Consider the following 18,015-nt stretch of genomic DNA (forward strand, 5'->3'; position numbering starts at 1 on the left):
ATTCTACACAAAAACATGGCACGGAAATCGCTTATTTAATAAATGAAGTTATAGTGAAATTTCACTGTGTTTTTAAAAAGAATGCAATAAAGAGGATTTACCCGATGAAACTTACCTTTAGTCTGCCTGCCATTTTAGCCACTGAAAAGCCTGCCAGCCCAAGCGCAGCAAGCCTTGAGGTCGAGATAGACAGGCTGGTTATTGCAGGATGGGCCGGGCGCGATCCTGAAGCCATCATGCACCATATTAGTGAGCTGGAAGTCCTGGGTGTGCCCCGCCCAAGTGCAGTGCCGCTGTTCTATCGCGTTGCGGCTAACCAACTGACACAAAATAAATCGGTAGAAGTCATTGGAACCGCCAGCTCTGGCGAGGCAGAAGTCTTTATTTTCACCCATCAAGGTGAGCTGTACGTTTCACTGGCTTCGGACCACACCGATCGCGAGTTGGAATCCCACAGTGTGGCGCTCTCCAAACAGCTGTGTGTGAAACCGGTGGCCACGGTGGCCTGGCGCATGAGTGAAGTGGCCGAGCATTGGGACCAGCTTGTTCTGCGCGCCTGGATAAAAGAGGAGGGCGAGTTCCGTTTATATCAGGAAGGCCCGCTGTCTAGCCTGCGTAAACCCGATGACCTGCTGAACCGCTATTTGAACAATGGCGAAGTTCCGGCCGACGGTCTGGGCATGACCTGTGGCACCGTTTCGGCGATAGGTGGCATTCGTCCTGCAACAGAGTTCCGTATGGAATTGGTGGATGAACAGTTAGGCCGCACGATTAGCCATACCTATCAAAGTATTGAATTACCCGTCGTCGCCTAATCGCGCCGCTAATCATGACGTATGTTGAACTGGGAGCATCGCAATGACTTCTCACCTCTCTTTAAGCCTGCATCAGGCGATTGAACAACTGGCTCTCGGCAACGTAACCGCAGAGCAATTGACCGAGCAGGCGCTGGCCAATATCAACGCCGTTGAGGGTGAAGGCGCGCTGGCGTTTACCCACGTTTATGCCCCGTGGGCGCGTAAACAGGCGGCGGCTTCCGCGCAGCGCCGGGCTTCAGGGGCTGCACTTTCACCTATCGACGGCGTGCCGATTTCGATTAAAGACCTGTTTGACGTAAAAGGTGAAGCGACCACCGGCGGCTCACGTGTGTTGGCCGATATGCCTGTCGCCCCCTCGCATGCCGCCATCGTCGACTTACTGCTCAAAGCCGGTGCCGTAATAGTGGGAAAAACGAATATGACCGAATTTGCCTACTCGGGTCTCGGCATTAATCCGCACTACGGTACGCCTGCGAACCCGTGGGATCGCGACTCGCGCCGCATTCCGGGTGGCTCATCCTCCGGTGCCGCCGTTTCAGTCAGCGATGCCATGTGTTTTGGCGCAGTCGGCAGTGACACCGGTGGATCGGTGCGCATTCCGGCAGCGTTTTGTGGCCTTACCGGATTTAAACCCACGGCGCGCAGAATTTCGATGGACGGCGTGTTGCCACTCTCCGGCTCTTTAGACTCAGTGGGAACTATTGCCCAAGACGTGGCGAGCTGCGTTGCGCTGGACGCTGCAATCGCGCATCGGCCTCTATCGCTGACGGTAAAAAAGCTCGCCGACGCGCATTTTGCGATTCCCCAGACTGTCGTGCTCGACGGCCTAGACGCACAGGTGACCACTGCTTTCGCGCATGCGGTACAGGCGCTTAAGCAGGCCGGTGCAAAGGTTTCTGAAATTCCTCTAACAGAAATCGCCGAGCTGGCCACCATTAACGCCACCGGTGGCTTTACCGCACTGGAGTCATGGGCCTGGCACAAACCGCTTATCGAACAACGTGCCAACGACTATGACCCGCGCGTGGTGTCACGCATCCGCCGCGGTGAGCCGCTGGGTGAAAGCGATCGCCAGCGTTTAGTCGAGCAGCGTGCCGACTGGCAGCAGCGCGTCAGTAGCAAGGTCCAACAGTATGACGCCTTGTTAATGCCGACTGTGCCTTTTATTGCTCCCACGATTGTCGAGCTGGAAGCCGACGAAGAGGCCTATTTCCGTGTTAATGGCGCGGCGCTGCGCAATCCGTCGGTGATTAACTTCCTGGACGGCTGTGCGGTGTCGCTACCTTGTCATGCACAAGGTGATGCACCGGTGGGTTTGATGGTGGCTGCACTGCCGATGCAGGACGAGGCGCTAATGAGCTGGACGTTGGAAATAGAACGCTGCCTTAAAGTTTAAAAATAACAAATATATAAGTATCAAAAGCAATGACTTAACACACATTCACTCCCACTCTGGAAAACGACAGGATTAATGATGAACTCTTCAAATCAGGGCATGCTTTTTGTCGCCACCGACGTCGCCGCGCAGGACGAGGCGGACTTTAACCAATGGTACGATCGCGAACACGTCGAAGAGCGCGTACGTATTGAAGGATTTCTTTCCGGTACGCGCTATCAGTCTTTGCAGGGCGGACGCCAATACCTTGGCCTGTATAAAACCGAATCGCTGGAAAGTTTCACCTCCGCTGCGTATCACGCCGCCTTCACGCGACAAACGGAATGGTCGGTGGCTAATCTGCAAAAAATGCAGTCACCGATGCGTCGCGTTTGTGCCATCAGCGCGCAGGTAGGTTTGGGCAGCGGCAGTCATCTGGCCATTGTGACTCTGCCCGTTGGCTCGTTGGAAAACCAAATCGCCGAGCTGGGGAATACGCTTTTTGCTCATGCTGGTTTCATTCATTCAAGCCTGTTGACGCCGGATACTGCGCTCAGTACGCCGTTGCCGAAAGAGTCTCCTGAAAACCGGCAGTTGCTCCCTATGATGTTGATTGAAAGCAGCAGCGCCGAAGCCTCACAGCGTCTGGCCGCCCACGCCTGCCACGCGTTAAACCTTCCATTGGCTGACGTGCTGCACTATAGCCTCGGCTGGCAACTTACCGCACAGGAGTTGAAATTATGAGTCTTTCTTCTACCGATAATTCCAAGGTTTTGCCCCCAAATACCGCCAAGGATGAATACACGCCACCAAAGACAGGGCGTCTTGCGGCGGCCAGTTCAATAGGCACTGCGCTGGAATGGTATGACTTTACTGTTTACAACATCATGGCGGCGCTGATTTTTAACCACGTGTTTTTCCCCTCGTTTGATCCACTGGTCGGCACTATTCTGGCGTTTTCGACCTACGCGGTAGGCTATGTTTCAAGGCCAATCGGCGGCATGGTGTTTGGTCATTTAGGCGATGTGCTGGGTAGAAAGTTCGTGCTGGTGACAACGCTGGTGATCATGGGCGTCACTACGGCGTTAATGGGTCTGCTGCCCGGCTACGCAACCTGGGGCATTTGGAGCCCGTTATTGCTGGTCAGTCTGCGCTTTATTCAGGGTATCGCCTTGGGTGGAGAATGGGCCGGTGCCGTGCTGCTGTCTATGGAACACGGCAAGCCAGAACAGCGTGGCCGCAACGCTTCGTTTGCACAGGTAGGCCCTTCCTGCGGCACACTGATTGGTACCGGACTGATCACACTGGTTACGGTATTTTTGTCGGCCGATGACTTCCTGTTGTGGGGTTGGCGCATTCCGTTTGTATTAAGCCTAGTACTGGTTGTTTTTGGGCTGTGGCTGCGCCGTGGCGTAGGCGAGACGCCTGCTTTTCTTAAATTGGAGCAGACGAAAAACACCACCCACACGCCAATTAAAGAAGTGTTCACCCAGCATTTTCGCCCGCTATTGGTGGCCGGTGGTGCACGTATTGGTTCAGACGTGCTTTATGCGCTGGTGGTGGTCTTTACGCTGACCTACGTCACGACTGTTCTGCACCTGCCGCGACCGCTGGCGCTGACGGCGACTATGCTCGGTGCGCTGGGTAACGCGATTACTGTGCCGATGTTTGGTGCGCTCTCGGATAAGTGGGGACGCCGTCCGGTTTATATTATGGGGGCCGCATTGGCGATCGTCTGGTCATTCGCCTTCTTTATGTTGCTCGACAGCGCGCATCCGGTGCTTATCTGCCTGGCGGTGATCGGCGGCTTACAGGTTCACGCCATTATGTACGGGCCGCAGGCGGCGTTTGTCACCGAGCAGTTCCCAACCCGCGTGCGCTATGCCGGTTCGTCGCTGGCTTACACGCTGTCAGGGATTGTTGGCGGAGGCTTTGCACCGCTGATTATTACCACGCTGTTTAAAGAGTACAACACGACACTGGCGGTCTCATGCTACGTTACGTTGACGTTGCTGATCACTCTGTTGGCCGTGTTTGCCGCCAAGGAGACGGCCAAAAAACCGCTATAAAAGTCCGACCTCGTTATATTCCCGTCACTCCTTGTGTAAGCGACCGTTTAGCGGTCGCTTTTTATTTATTCAAATAAAACCCCTTCAGGATGACCGAATTCGGGCAACACCACACAAACGGTCACGCTCGGTCACTGATTGGACCGAGGAATTGTGACCGTTTGCTGAAACACTCGTGACAACTTGCAACCTTGAAAGCGATTTAATGCAGGCCCCGCCACAGATCTTGAATTTACCATTTCACCTTATCTCATTTTTTTTTGACAAATATCACACGGCGAGCGCGGCGATAAGACCGCGTGGCCCGCTATGAAGCAACGCGCATTCAGAAAGCTTGCGGTTGCGTATCTTATTCACTATCGGGAAGGGGAAAAAAATGCTGCCTGTTGAACGTCATCGCTTTATTACCGAAATCCTTAGCCAACGTGGTCGGGTGCTGGTTCAAGAAGTTGCCACACTGTGCCAGATATCGCTTGAAACGGCTCGCCGTGACCTCGCGCTGTTGGAGAAACGCGGCGCGTTGTTGCGCAGCCACGGAGGCGCGGTATTTGTCGAGCAGCACGAAAGCGAAAAGCTCTATGTGCCGGCGCAGATTGAGCAGGGTGAATCATTTCGCGAACGCAGTAACCAGGCGCCGGACCAGAAAACCCGCATTGCTAAACGGGCACTGGCGCTGATTAATCCCGGCGACTGTTTACTGCTCGATAGCAGCTCGACCAGCTGGTTTTTAGCGCGGCAATTGCCCGACATCCAGCTGGTCGTGTTGACTAACTCGCTGCATATCATTCAGACCCTGGCTGCTAAGGCTAACGTTAAAACTATCGGGCTGGGCGGTGAATATTCGGCGAAATATGAAGACTTCATCGGTGTACTGGCCGAGAAAATCTTGAAAGAGTTCGTGATTAACAAGCTGTTTTTCTCCTGTCACGGCATCAGCCATGAAGGTGGGATCCGCGAGAGCAACGAGCACCATGCCCGGCTGAAACAGCAAATGCTGCTGTCGTCGGAACACAAAATTCTGCTGGCCGATTCCAGCAAGTTTGGTCGCCGATCCTTTGCCCGCATTTGCCACTATCGAGAGATAGACACGCTGATCACCGATTCGCTGGAGGACGATGAATTCCGTCAGGAATTGGCCTGGAGCAACGTCAATGTGATTGAGGTTGCCCCGGTTAGAAACAAGCAAGTTAGCGTCAAGACACACCGGGGAGATTCATCTCCTGTTTAAACAAAAAACATCTTACCTATAAGTCACAACAACAATAACAGCCGTGGTGAGCCACTGACTGCGGTAAAAAACTGACAATTTGTGGAGTAAAAAACATGAAGAAAACTGTACTTGCCTGCCTGTTTGCAGCCGCTTTCCTTTCTATTTCGGCGCACGCCGCCGACAAAATTCGCATGGGGGTCGTGGTTAAAGTGGGCGGTAATCCGTGGTTCAACGCTATGGAAGTCGGCATTAAACAGGAAGCGGCGAAAGAGGGCATTGATGCCTGGCAGGTCGGCCCAACCGGCGCTGACCCGGCGCTGCAAGTGCGCGCGATTGAAGACTTGATCGCTCAGAAAGTCGACATCATTGGCGTGGTGCCAAACGACGCCAAGGTGCTTGAGCCGGTGCTTAAACGCGCGCGTGACGCCGGTATCAAAGTCATCACCCATGAATCACCGGATCAGAAATACGCCAACTGGGATTTTGAGATGGTCGATGCGCAACAGCACGGCATTAATCACATGATTGCGCTGGCGAAATGTATGAAAGAAACCGGCAGTTACGCCATCTACGTCGGCAGCCTGACGGTACCGGTGCACAAAACTTGGGCCGATGCCGCCGTGAAATATCAGAAGGAACATTACCCGAATATGCATCAGGTGGGTGACCGCTTTGGTGTCGCAGAATCTCTGGATGACACCATCCGCACCACTAACGATCTGATGTCCAAATATCCCGATCTGAAAGGCATTCTGGCGATTGGTTCACAAGGCCCTATTGGCGCGGGCCGTGCGGTGCTTAACCGCGGTAAAGCCGGTGATATCTGCGTATTTGGGCCATTCAGTCCGGGTCAGGGGTCTTCGCTAGTTAAAAGCGGTGCCATTACCGGCGGCTACATTTGGAACCCAATGGTCGCGGGTGAAATCTTTGTTCGTATCGCCGGCATGATCTCTAAAGGCGAGAAAATCACTGACGGCATGGACATTGAAGGTATGGGCAAGGTGAAGGTCGATGAAACGACTCACACCATTGTGGGTAATCGTACCGAAAGTCTCGACAAAGAAAATCTGCCGAAACTGGTCAAAATGGGGCTGTAATTATGGCGATCTCCGAGATTTTCCAACATGACACCTCAGGCGCTGAAGACGTTCGTCCGTTAATCGACGTCGAAAATCTTTCAGTCACCTTCGGCGGACAGCGTGCGTTAAATAATATTTCTCTGCGGCTGATGCCGGGCGAAGTGCACTGTCTGGCCGGGACTAACGGCTGCGGAAAAAGCACGCTCATCAAGGTTATCTCGGGGGTCTACCAGCCCGATAATGGCTGCAAAATTTCACTCGGCGACAAGACCTTTAGTCGACTGACGCCGGATCAGGCACGCAGCTTTGGCGTTCAGGTGATTTATCAGGACCTGTCGCTGTTCCCGAACCTGACCGTCGCCGAAAATATTGCTTTTGAACACAACCTGCACGGACTGCTCGGCTGGTATCGTCCGGGCCGTCTGCGCCAAACCGCAAAGCGCATTCTCGACGAGCTGAACTTCACGCTGGACCTGGACAGCAAAGTGGCCGCGCTGCCGATTGCTCAACGCCAGCAGGTCGCCATTTGCCGTGCGCTGGTGGCCGATGCACGTTTGGTGATTATGGATGAGCCAACCGCCTCGCTGACTCGCACCGAAGTGAATCAACTGCTGCGCACCGTGCATTACCTGAAAGCGAAAGGGATTAGCGTGGTGTTCGTTAGTCATCGTCTTGATGAAGTGCTTGAAATTTCGGACAGCGTAACGGTTATCCGCGACGGGCAAAAAGTGGGCACCTTCCCGGCGTCTGAGGTCAGCAGTGAACGACTGACCGAGCTGATGACCGGTCTGAAACTCAACTACGCGCTGAAGGCTGCTAACCAGCATGACGAACGCATCATGCTCGAGCTCGATAATCTCAGCCGTGCTGATCAGTATCACAACGTCAATCTTAAACTGTATCAGGGTGAAGTGCTCGGCCTGTGCGGGCTTCTTGGGTCAGGGCGCACCGAGCTGGCGCTGAGTCTGTTTGGCATGACCAAGCCTGACAGCGGAAAAATCTATCTTGACAGCAAACCGGTACGTTTTCGCGGTCATGAGGATGCGATTAAATCCGGTATTGGTTACGTCTCGGAAGATCGGCTGACGTTAGGGCTGGTGCAGCAGCAGTCGGTGGGGGACAACACCGTGTTGGCCATTATGGATCAACTACGCAGTCGTTTTCATCTGATCGACGAATACCGCAAAAACAAAATCGTCTATCAGTGGATCGAAAAACTCGGCGTCAAAGTGGCCGATCCGGATCAGGCGATCTCCACGCTTTCCGGCGGTAATCAGCAAAAGATCGTGCTCGCCAAATGGGTACTGACGCAGCCGAAGATCCTGATCCTCGACTCGCCAACCGTGGGTGTCGACGTGGGGGCCAAAGCCAGCATTTACCAGTTGATCCATCAGTTGGCGGCGGAAGGGATCTCTATCTTGCTGATATCTGACGAAGTGCCAGAAGTGTATTTCAACTGCGATCGTGTGCTGCATTTTAGTGAAGGTACGGTGATGGGCGAATATTTCCCTCGCGGAATAACTCAGCAGCAGCTTGCGGAGGCGGTGAATGCTTAATTTAAAACGATTTAAACCGTCCAGTAACGAAGGTTATCTGGCCTGGGTATTGCTGGCGTTGGTGGTGATTTTTTCCGTGCTCAGCAACCAATTTTTAACGCTGCGCAATCTGTTGGACCTCAGCGAAAGCTACGCGGTCAGTGGTATTTTCGCTCTCGGCCTGTTCGTGGTGTTGGTCACCGGCGGCATCGATATCTCCTTCGCCGCTGTCGCTTCGGTAGTGCAGTACATCATCGCGACGCTCGCCATCAGCTACGGCATGAGCAATCCGCTCGGGAGCATTGTGCTGGCGGTGGCGATTGGCACTGCGCTGGGCATGGTGAATGCGGTGCTGATTTACTGCCTGCGCATCGTTTCTATCATTGTGACCATCAGCATGCAGTCGCTGCTGTTTGGCATGCTGATGTGGCTCACCAAAGGTACCAGCCTTTATGACCTGCCTGACTGGCTGGTGACGCCGCTCAAAGTGTTGCCGTTTAGCGTGGGGGCAGAACATTACCAGATTGGCCTACCGATAGTGGTGATGCTGCTGGTGGCCGCACTGACCTGGGTATTGCTCAACAAAACGCACCTCGGACGCCAGCTGTTTGCGGTGGGCGGTGATCAGGAATCGGCACGCCGTATCGGTATTCGCGTTGGCCTGCTCCATCTGTTTGCCTATGGGTATTTAGGGGCGATGGCGGCGGTAGGCGGGTTGGTGCAGGTCTACCGCGTCGGGGAAGTGGTGCCCAATGCGCTGGTTGGCGGCGAGCTAGACGTGCTGGCGGCAGCGGTGCTGGGTGGCGCAAGCCTTAACGGCGGTAAAGGAAGTGTCGTTGGCACGCTGATGGGCGTGTTCCTGATCGGCATTCTAAAAAACGGCCTGAATCTTATTGGTGTCTCCAATTACTTTATGAACGTGGTGATCGGCGGGGTCATTGTGGTGGCTATTACGATTACGCATTACAAAAAACGCAAAGAAACCGACGTTGGCTTTGCCTGATGTCCGTTTTTTCTGATCCCCGTCTTTGCTGATATTTAAGGAATGCCGCCATGTTTGCTAAATCCAAGAGTCTGTTAATGAGAGAAAAAACTGACAGTAAAACGCCTCAGCTTCCGCGTTTCAAAGTTGATGCGACCAATAAAGGGCTGATGTTGTTGCTGGTTCTGGTGGTGGTGGGTTTCAGTATCGCCATGCCGGGCCGCTTTTTTAGTGACGCGACCTTCATGAGCGTGGCCTTCCAACTGCCTGAACTGGGCCTACTGACGCTGGCGATGTTTATTCCTATCCTCAGTGGCGGTTTAAACCTGTGCATTATCGCCACCGCGAACCTCACCAGCCTGCTGATGGCCTGGGTGTTTATGACTTATCTGCCGCCGGATGCCAGCATGCTGATGCAGGCCGTTTGGCTGACGATTGCCTTGGTCGGCGCGATGGTCTTGGCACTGGTGATTGGCATGCTGACTGGCGCACTGGTGGCCTATATCGGCGCGCATCCGATTCTGGTGACGTTGGCCACCATGACGATGGTTAACGGGATTGGTATCTATCTTTCACGCGGTGCGGCGCTGAGCGGAATGCCGGACATCGTGCGCTTTATCGGCGCAGAAACCGTGTTTGGCGTGCCGGTACCGTTGATTATTTTCCTGGCCACTGCGGTAGTTATCTCGGTATTCCTTGAGCGCACTCGTTTGGGGAAATACATCTACATGAGCGGCAGCAACATTAATGCCACCCATTTCAGCGGCGTGAACACCCACCGCGTGTTAATCGCCATCTACGTGCTCTCGAGCATGCTGTGCGTGATTGCCGGTCTGGTGATGATGGCGCGGTTTAACTCGGCACGCATGGGCTACGGCGACTCTTATTTACTGCTGACCGTGCTGGCGATCATTCTCGGCGGAACCGACCCGTTTGGCGGCTTCGGCAAGGTCAGCGGCGTGGTGCTGTCGCTGATTGTTCTACAGGTGATTGCCACCGGACTCAATCTGCTCAATGTCAGCCCGCACTTTAGCCTGGCGATGTGGGGCGTGGTGCTGATTGTGGTGCTGGCGGTGAAATTCTTCCGCACCCGCTATCTCCAGCAGCGAGCCAGCCGGCGCAGTGCCGCCAAGGCGCGTGCTGCTCAGCTCTGAGCATGATTAAAAACGCATCAATACCGACACTTATCTTGAACCTCGGCCTCTGGGGCCCTTAGGAAAACGCTATGGAATACAAAATTTCGCCTTCATTAATGTGTATGAGCCTGTTTGATATCAAAGAGCAGCTTTCCGTGCTCAATCGCCGTGCTGACATGCTGCATATCGATATTATGGACGGACATTATGTGAAAAATATCACCCTGTCGCCGTTCTTTATTGAGCAGATCCGCCCACACACTCAGTTGCTACTCGACGTTCATATGATGGTTGAAAATCCTACTGATTTTATCGAGGCGATCGCTAAAGCCGGTGCCGACTATATCTGTCCTCATGCCGAAACCATCAACCGAGATGCCTTCCGCGTGATCAATCAGATCCGCTCATTTGGCAAGAAAGTGGGCATTGTGCTTAACCCGGCCACGCCGGTTGAGTTCATTCAGCACTATATTCACTTGCTGGATAAAATCACCATCATGACAGTGGATCCGGGCTATGCCGGTCAGCCATTTATTCCCGAAATGCTCAACAAAGTCAGCCAGCTGCGCGATTTGAAACAACAGCACGGCTATAAGTATTTGATCGAGATTGATGGATCCTGCAACGAGCGCACTTATCAGGATCTGATGGGCGCGGGGGCAGAAGTGTTAATTGTGGGCACCTCCGGTCTATTCAATCTAGATAAAGATCTGGATAAGGCGTGGGACAAAATGCTCGATCAGATGCGTCAGGCACGTCAGGCAGCCTAAGGGCAGGAGAGCCGTATGCACTGTTTTCTCGGCGTAGATATTGGCGGCACCAACACCCGTTTGATGCTGATGGACGGCAATCAAAAGTTTCACGGATACAAAAAAGTGGCGACCCAGTCATGGGCTGGCCTAAGTGACCCGCTCGACGGGCTACAGCAGCTTATTAGCCATTATTTACAGCAGACGGACCGTGCCGGACAGGTAGTCAGAGTGATGCTGGGTCTGCCAGGAATTCTCTCGCGTGACCGCCAAACCGTGCTGTCCCTGCCGTTTATTCCGGCGCTGGACGACCAGCCGGTGGCGCGATTGCTATCGGCGAAACTGGGTCTGCCGGTGGTGATGGACAAAGATGTTAACCACCTTATGTGGTGGGACTTAAGCCGTCTTGGGACCTTGCCTGACGTGGCGGTTGGCGTATATTTAGGCACCGGTCTGGGCAACAGTTTGTGGCTCAATCAGGACTTTTATCACGGCGCACACGGCGCGGCCGGTGAGTTGGGGCATATTCCTCTGGACGGTAATCCGGCGCTGTGCCCGTGCGGAAAAGTAGGCTGCGTTGAAACGCTGACCTCAGGCAACTGGCTAGCAGGGTGGAAACGCCAACACGCCGCAGATACCGCCTTCGCCGACTTGTTTACTGTGTACGGAAAACATCCGGAATTATTGGCGTTTGTTGACCGATTAGGGCGCACGATTGCCACAGAAATGAACATTCTCGACCCACAATATTTGGTGCTGGGCGGCGGCGTTTTGGCCATGAGCGGATTCCCAAGTGAGCGGCTTGAGCAGCAAATCCGCAGCCATCTGCGTGGCCCAGAGCCGGCAAACGGCCTGCGAATTGTGCAAAGCGGTGTGACGGATGAAACCGGCTGCCGTGGTGCCTGTCTGGCCGCACAGCGAGACTTTGAACGTTGTGAACCACAGAGTTCCGGCATGGAAATGCCAGTAAGGAGAAAGGCATGAAAAAAGGCAAAGTCTGCGTATTAGGGTCCTTCAACCTGGACATCGTGGCGGGAATGTCACGCTTTCCGCAGCCCGGCGAATCGCTGATTGCACACAACAGCATGATGGGTGCGGGAGGCAAAGGTGCCAACCAGGCGGTTGCGGCGCTGCGTGCGGGTGCACGGGTGCATTACATCGGTAAAGTCGGGCGCGATGATTTTGGCACTTTTGCCCGTCGCCATCTCGACAGTGCCGGGTTTGACGCAGTTACGCTGTTTTCTACTGCCGATTTCCCCACCGGCAACGCGCTTATTTACGTCGCCGGTGTCGATGCAGAAAATATGATTGCCGTCGATCCTGGTGCCAATTTGACCTTCACGCAGGATGAAATTGAGTCATGCCGACCCGCTATCGCCGCCGCTGACATTCTGCTCACTCAGTTGGAAAACAATCTTCCAGCGATTGAGAAAGTTATTGATATTGCGACCGAAGCTGGCACTTACATCATTTTGAACCCGGCCCCTTTCCAGCCGGTTTCCGATGCGCTGTTGGCAAAAGTTGACTTACTGACGCCCAATGCCACCGAATGCACTCTGCTGACCGGTATCACAGTGAAAAATGTTTCTTCTGCCCAGCAGGCGGCGGAGGTGCTGCACGGTAAAGGGATTAATGCGCTGATTATCACGCTTGGTACTCAGGGTGCGCTGCTGTCCGTGGCTGGGCAGACCCAGCTGGTTGCTGCCTTCGCCGCTGTGCCTAAAGACACCACCGGCGCGGGCGATGCCTTCAACGGCGCATTGGCTGCCCAGCTTGCCAGCGGCGTCGCGTTGGTCGATGCGGCGAGCTTTGCCTCCGCCTATGCGTCAGTTTGCGTAGAAAGAGCCGGTGCGGCTTCTTCAATGCCAACCTATGAGGAAGCGCTGGCACGGCAGTCAACCGCAATCAAGCAGATTGTTCAGTAACATTTGAGTAATAAACAATCACATAACTGACATTTTACTGAAATACAGAAAGACTAGGGTAAGCATCCTATTAAGACCCGCTGGAAAAATAGCGATGCGACACAAGATTTTCCCTTACCTGATTTTACTGCCGACTCTGGTCTTTCTGTTTGCCTTTACCTATTTCCCGCTGCTGCGTTCGGCGATGGACAGCCTGTTCGACAGCCGTATGGCAAGCACCAACCCGCCTTTTGTCGGCCTGCAAAACTATCAGCGCCTGTTTGAAGACGCCGTCTTTTGGCGCGCTCTGCTCAATAATCTCGCCTACATTCTGATGACAGTGATCCCTGGTATTGTGCTGGCACTGCTATTGGCGGTGGCCTTGTGGGAAAATACCTCGCTCAATCGCTGGCTGCGCACTGCCTTTTTCTTCCCAATGATCATTCCACTGGTTAGTGCCGCAACGCTGTGGCTGTTTATTTTTATGCCTGGAATGGGCCTGCTCGACTACTATCTTGCCAAATTTTTTGGTCCGATGAACAACAACTATCTCGGCATGAGCAACAGCGCGCTGATTGCACTGAGCGTGATTGGCGTATGGAAATTTGCCGGTTACTACATGCTGTTTTTCTTGGCCGGATTGCAGTCTATTCCAGCATCGGCCCGCGAAGCCGCGCTGATGGAAGGCGCGTCGCGCACGCAGGTATTTTTTTACATCACACTGCCGCTGCTGCGACCGACGATAAGCTTTGTGGTGACCATTGCGCTTATCTACTCCATTACCCAAATTGACCACGTGGCGGTGATGACACAGGGTGGCCCGAATAACGCGACCACGGTGCTGCTTTACTACATTCAAAGCCTCGCTAACGATACGCACGACCTAGGCAAGGCCTCCGCCGCCACTTTTATCACTCTGTTGCTGCTGTTTGCCTTCTCGGTTCTTAATCTGCGCGTTTTGGAAAGAGGAGCCCACCATGAGCGTTGAAACTACCCCTCAGCCGTTGCTGAAAAAATCCGTCGGCAGTCAGACCGGTGCGCGCCGAGGTTCACTGCTGCTGCGTCGCACTTCGCGTATGACATTGCCAATTTTGCTGTGCTGTGCGGCGCTGCTGTGGTTGACGCCTTTTATCTGGATGCTCTCATCGGCCTTTAGCGAAAGCAGCTTCTCGCCCAACATGGCCTCTATGCTGCCGCGTTTTCCTCTGACCTTCGACAACTTTAAACAGGCCTGGGAAAGCGCCGACTGGCTGCGGCTGTATGCCAATACGCTGTTCTTCTCCTTCGGCACTTTTTTGGTTCAGCTGGTCACTATCACCACCGCAGGCTACGTGTTTGCCTATCACGAGTTTCGCGGCAAGCAGGCGCTGTTTTACCTGTTGCTTATCCAACTGATGATCATGCCGGTCATCATGATGGTGCCCAATATGATGATCCTCAAACAAATAGGCCTGCTCAATACGCTGACCGGCACCATGATGCCGTATTTCGCGTCGGCTTTTGGCGTGTTTCTGATGCGTCAGGCGTTTCTTGCTATCCCGCGTGAAATTGAAGAAGCGGCGTTAATGGAAGGCTGTCGTTGGTGGCAGGTGGTGTTCCGCGTACTTATTCCGATGTCGTGGCCCGCTATTTTAGCGTTCGCCACCGTCAGTATCACCTATCACTGGAACGAATATTTATGGCCGCTGATGGTGCTTAACGATCCCGACAAACAGGTACTGACCGTAGGTCTGGTGTCGTTTGCCATGGGCGCCGAGTCGGGTGGGCAGTGGGGATTAATTACCGCAGGCACGTTGATGGTGTGCTTCCCGCTGATGCTGGCGTTTGTTCTTTTTCAGAAACAGTTCCTTAAAAGCTTCGGTTTTTCAGGCATTAAATAAGGAGTTTCCATGTTTTTAGCTCAAATTTCCGACATGCATTTTCGCAGCCACGGCCGCAAACTGTATGACTTTATCGACGTCAATGCCTGCAATGCTGAAGTGGTCAGCCAGCTCAATGCGCTGGAAGAACGCCCAGATGCGGTTGTTATCACCGGTGACATCGTCAACTGCGGTCTAGCCAGCGAATACCACGTTGCTCGCCATACGCTAGGAAATCTGCGTTACCCGCTGTACATCATTCCGGGCAATCACGATGACAAAGCGCAGTTTTTAGAAGCAATGGGGCCACTGTGCCCGCAGTTGGGGACGGATCCGCAAAACATGCACTATGCGGTCGATGATTTCGACATGCGCCTGCTGTTTATTGACTCCAGCCTGGCGGGTGAATCAAAAGGGTGGTTAACGCCACAAACGCTGTCTTGGCTTGAGGCGCAGCTGGAGCAGGGCGGCGATAAACCGACGGCGGTGTTTATGCATCATCCGCCGATGAAGCTTGGCTCGGCGCAGATGGACAGCATTGCCTGTGAAAACGGCGACCAGCTGCTGGCGCTGATCGAGCGTTTCCCGTCGCTGTGTCGCGTTTTCTGTGGTCACACCCACCGGCTGATTTTCACCCAGTATCGTCAGGCGATCATCACTACCATTCCGGGCACGGTGCATCAGGTGCCTTACTATCATGAGAATCCGGCACCGTTTTATAACCTTGAACCTGCCGCCTGTTTGATGCACCGCCTGGTGGATAAAACGGGTCTAGTCAGCTATTTGCACCCGCTGTCGCAGTATCCGGGACCTTATCTTTACGATGCCAATATCAGTTGCCCGGTGGATGAAAAATAATGTCGAGCATTCGTCTGGAGAACGTCAGTAAACAGTTTGAAGGCAGTATGGCGGTCAATAACCTGTCGCTGGAAATCGCCGACGGCGAATTTCTGGTGCTGGTGGGGCCTTCAGGGTGTGGGAAAAGTACGCTGCTGCGCCTGCTGGCCGGTCTTGAACAGGTCAGCGAGGGGCGTATTTTACAGGCCGGAAGCGATATCACCGACCTTGAGCCGCGCGAGCGTAATTTTTCGATGATCTTCCAGAACTATGCGCTTTTCCCCCACATGACTGTTGAGCAGAACATTACTTTTGGCATGCGCATGCGCAACGAACCCAAGTCGCAGCATCGGGCGAGAGTCGATAGAGTGGCAGACCTGCTGCAGTTAGGTGAGCTGCTGGGCCGAAAGCCGGGCAAGCTTTCCGGCGGCCAGCGCCAGCGCGTGGCGATGGCGCGGGCTATTGTGCGTGACCCTAAACTTTTTTTGATGGATGAACCGCTGTCGAATCTGGATGCACGACTGAGAACCGAAGTGCGCGACGGTATCATGACACTGCACCAACAGCTGAAAACCAGCACCGTTTACGTGACCCACGACCAGATGGAAGCAATGACGATGGCCGACCGCATTGCGGTGCTTAACGGCGGTCATTTACAGCAAATCGGCGCGCCGCAAACGCTGTATGCCCATCCAGCCAATCTGTTCGTTGCCGGATTTATCGGCACACCGGCGATGAACATTTTCAAACTGCCTTGCCGCGATGGCGTGGTGATGGTCGATAACCAGGCCGTTCACCTGCCCGATACCGCCCACGCACGCCAGTTGACCGAGGTTTATCTTGGCATCAGACCCGAGCATATCGAAGACGATGCCCGCTTTACCCCACTCAATGGCGACGATAGCAGACGAATTATGCTTAACGCGTCACTGACTTACTGCGAACTGCTGGGAGCGGACTATCTCAATCATGCCCAAACCTCGCTCGGCGCACTGCGTTACCTGAGAGAAAACCGTGGCAATGCACCACAGGCTAATCAACAGGTTACGTTGAGTTTTTCTTTGCAGGACATTCACCTTTTTTCAGGCCAAAACCAGCTAAATTTACACCGGGAGATGCAGCATGCGTAATATTAAGGCGCTCACCTTGGCGGTCACGATGATGACCGCCGGCGGCGTATCAGCCAAGCAGAGTATTGATTTTATGTTCCCCGCGCCGGTCGATGGCAAACTGACAATGGAAATGACGCGGGTCATTAAAGAGTTCAACCAGTCGCAGAATGACGTGGAAGTGCGCGGCATTTTCACGGGCAACTACGACACCACGAAGGTGAAGGCCGAGGCAGCGGCAAAATCGGGCGAGCCACCGGCGCTGGTGATTATGTCGGCCAACTTTACCGCCGATCTGGCGATTAAAAATGAAATTTTGCCGATGGACGAACTGTTCCAATACGGCAATGAAAAGGCGACGCCGTTCCTGACTCAAAATTTCTGGCCTGCGATGCGTCAAAATGCCCAGGTTAACGGCGTGACTTACGCGATCCCGTTCCACAACTCGACACCGATTCTGTATTACAACAAAGACATGTTTAAGAAGGCCGGTATTGATCATCCACCGGCCGACTGGGCCGAGCTGCTGGCCGATGCCAAAAAGCTCACCGATCAGACCAAAGGGCAGTGGGGCGTTATGCTGCCGTCGACCAATGATGACTACGGCGCTTGGATACTCTCTGCACTCACACGCGCCAACGGCGGTAACTACTACAACGCCGACTATCCGGGCGAAGTGTATTACAACCAGCCTTCGACCATTGGCGCGCTGCGTTTCTGGCAGAATTTGGTGTATCGCGACAAAGTGATGCCGGAAGGCGTGTTGAATTCGAAACAAATCAGTGCGGCGTTTTTCTCAGGCAAACTGGGTATGACCATGCTCAGTACCGGCGCGCTGGGCTTTATGCGTGAAAACACCAAAGACTTCGAGCTGGGCGTGGCGATGATGCCGAAGGAAGTGCGTAATGCAGTGACTATCGGTGGAGCGAGTCTGGTCAGCTTCAAGGGCATTTCTGACGCGCAGAAAAAAGCGGCCTACACCTTCCTGCAGTATCTGGTCAGCCCGAAAGTGAACGGCAGCTGGAGTCGATTCACCGGCTACTTCTCACCACGTATCGCGTCTTACGATACGCCAGAGATGAAGGACTACATTGCCAAAGATTCGCGGGCTGCGGTTGCCCTGCAACAGCTTAAGTATGCCATGCCGTGGTATGCCACTTATGAAACTGTTGCCGTGCGTCAGGCGATGGAAAACCAGCTGGGTGCTCTGATGAACGATGCCAAACTGACGCCGGAAGCGGCAGCAGCCGAGGCGCAGAAGCAGGCTGACGGAATCATGAAACCTTACAATGAGCAGACCGCGCTGAGTCTGCCTAAATAAAAATCATCAACCCTCCCAGAGCTGTTAAAGTC

General features: G+C 53.9%; 17 protein-coding genes. All 17 read left to right on the forward strand.

The genetic code is table 11. The annotated features are described in order from the left end of the window. Positions 1-104 precede the first annotated feature (104 nt). Positions 105-815, forward strand: coding sequence for a DUF2848 domain-containing protein (locus tag BS639_RS13940; RefSeq protein ID WP_084983386.1), 711 nt, complete (start codon positions 105-107; stop codon positions 813-815). Between the two features lie 43 nt (positions 816-858). Beyond that, complete coding sequence (locus BS639_RS13945; RefSeq protein WP_084983387.1) at positions 859-2,214, forward strand: amidase; 1,356 nt, start codon at positions 859-861, stop codon at positions 2,212-2,214. Positions 2,215-2,292: 78 nt separating this feature from the next. Then, positions 2,293-2,937 (forward strand): DUF4286 family protein, encoded by a 645-nt coding sequence (locus tag BS639_RS13950; RefSeq protein WP_055772646.1) that lies wholly within the window; start codon positions 2,293-2,295, stop codon positions 2,935-2,937. Further along, positions 2,934-4,262, forward strand: a complete 1,329-nt coding sequence (locus BS639_RS13955; RefSeq protein ID WP_055772649.1) for an MFS transporter — start codon at positions 2,934-2,936, stop codon at positions 4,260-4,262. The genes BS639_RS13950 and BS639_RS13955 overlap by 4 nt, the downstream gene beginning before the upstream one ends. 376 nt (positions 4,263-4,638) lie before the next feature. Further along, on the forward strand, positions 4,639-5,490 hold the full coding sequence (locus BS639_RS13960) for a DeoR/GlpR family DNA-binding transcription regulator (protein WP_055772651.1): 852 nt from the start codon (positions 4,639-4,641) through the stop codon (positions 5,488-5,490). Between the two features lie 95 nt (positions 5,491-5,585). Then, complete coding sequence (locus BS639_RS13965; protein ID WP_084983388.1) at positions 5,586-6,569, forward strand: substrate-binding domain-containing protein; 984 nt, start codon at positions 5,586-5,588, stop codon at positions 6,567-6,569. 2 nt (positions 6,570-6,571) lie between these two features. Beyond that, positions 6,572-8,107, forward strand: a complete 1,536-nt coding sequence (locus BS639_RS13970; protein WP_055772656.1) for a sugar ABC transporter ATP-binding protein — start codon at positions 6,572-6,574, stop codon at positions 8,105-8,107. After that, positions 8,100-9,089, forward strand: coding sequence for an ABC transporter permease (locus BS639_RS13975; protein WP_084983389.1), 990 nt, complete (start codon positions 8,100-8,102; stop codon positions 9,087-9,089). The genes BS639_RS13970 and BS639_RS13975 overlap by 8 nt, the downstream gene beginning before the upstream one ends. Before the next feature lie 77 nt (positions 9,090-9,166). Next, complete coding sequence (locus BS639_RS13980; RefSeq protein WP_055773171.1) at positions 9,167-10,222, forward strand: ABC transporter permease; 1,056 nt, start codon at positions 9,167-9,169, stop codon at positions 10,220-10,222. A gap of 71 nt (positions 10,223-10,293) precedes the next feature. After that, on the forward strand, positions 10,294-10,974 hold the full coding sequence (gene alsE, locus BS639_RS13985) for a D-allulose 6-phosphate 3-epimerase (protein WP_055772662.1): 681 nt from the start codon (positions 10,294-10,296) through the stop codon (positions 10,972-10,974). Positions 10,975-10,989: 15 nt separating this feature from the next. Then, positions 10,990-11,937 carry an allose kinase gene (alsK, locus tag BS639_RS13990; protein WP_084983390.1) on the forward strand — a complete coding sequence of 316 codons (948 nt, stop codon included), beginning with the start codon at positions 10,990-10,992 and terminating at the stop codon, positions 11,935-11,937. Beyond that, positions 11,934-12,878, forward strand: coding sequence for a ribokinase (locus BS639_RS13995; protein WP_084983391.1), 945 nt, complete (start codon positions 11,934-11,936; stop codon positions 12,876-12,878). The genes alsK and BS639_RS13995 overlap by 4 nt, the downstream gene beginning before the upstream one ends. A 94-nt stretch (positions 12,879-12,972) precedes the next feature. Beyond that, positions 12,973-13,845 carry a carbohydrate ABC transporter permease gene (locus tag BS639_RS14000; protein ID WP_084983392.1) on the forward strand — a complete coding sequence of 291 codons (873 nt, stop codon included), beginning with the start codon at positions 12,973-12,975 and terminating at the stop codon, positions 13,843-13,845. Next, positions 13,835-14,737, forward strand: coding sequence for a carbohydrate ABC transporter permease (locus BS639_RS14005; protein ID WP_084983393.1), 903 nt, complete (start codon positions 13,835-13,837; stop codon positions 14,735-14,737). The genes BS639_RS14000 and BS639_RS14005 overlap by 11 nt, the downstream gene beginning before the upstream one ends. 9 nt (positions 14,738-14,746) lie before the next feature. After that, positions 14,747-15,574 carry a phosphodiesterase gene (locus BS639_RS14010; protein WP_055772675.1) on the forward strand — a complete coding sequence of 276 codons (828 nt, stop codon included), beginning with the start codon at positions 14,747-14,749 and terminating at the stop codon, positions 15,572-15,574. Next, positions 15,574-16,683 (forward strand): ABC transporter ATP-binding protein, encoded by a 1,110-nt coding sequence (locus tag BS639_RS14015; protein WP_173882099.1) that lies wholly within the window; start codon positions 15,574-15,576, stop codon positions 16,681-16,683. The genes BS639_RS14010 and BS639_RS14015 overlap by 1 nt, the downstream gene beginning before the upstream one ends. Next, on the forward strand, positions 16,676-17,983 hold the full coding sequence (locus BS639_RS14020; RefSeq protein ID WP_055772681.1) for an ABC transporter substrate-binding protein: 1,308 nt from the start codon (positions 16,676-16,678) through the stop codon (positions 17,981-17,983). Before BS639_RS14015 ends, BS639_RS14020 begins: the two co-directional genes overlap by 8 nt. The last annotated feature ends 32 nt before the right edge of the window (positions 17,984-18,015 follow it).

Origin of the sequence: Rouxiella silvae (assembly GCF_002093625.1) — a bacterium.
In the GTDB taxonomy this organism is placed as follows: domain Bacteria; phylum Pseudomonadota; class Gammaproteobacteria; order Enterobacterales; family Enterobacteriaceae; genus Rouxiella; species Rouxiella silvae.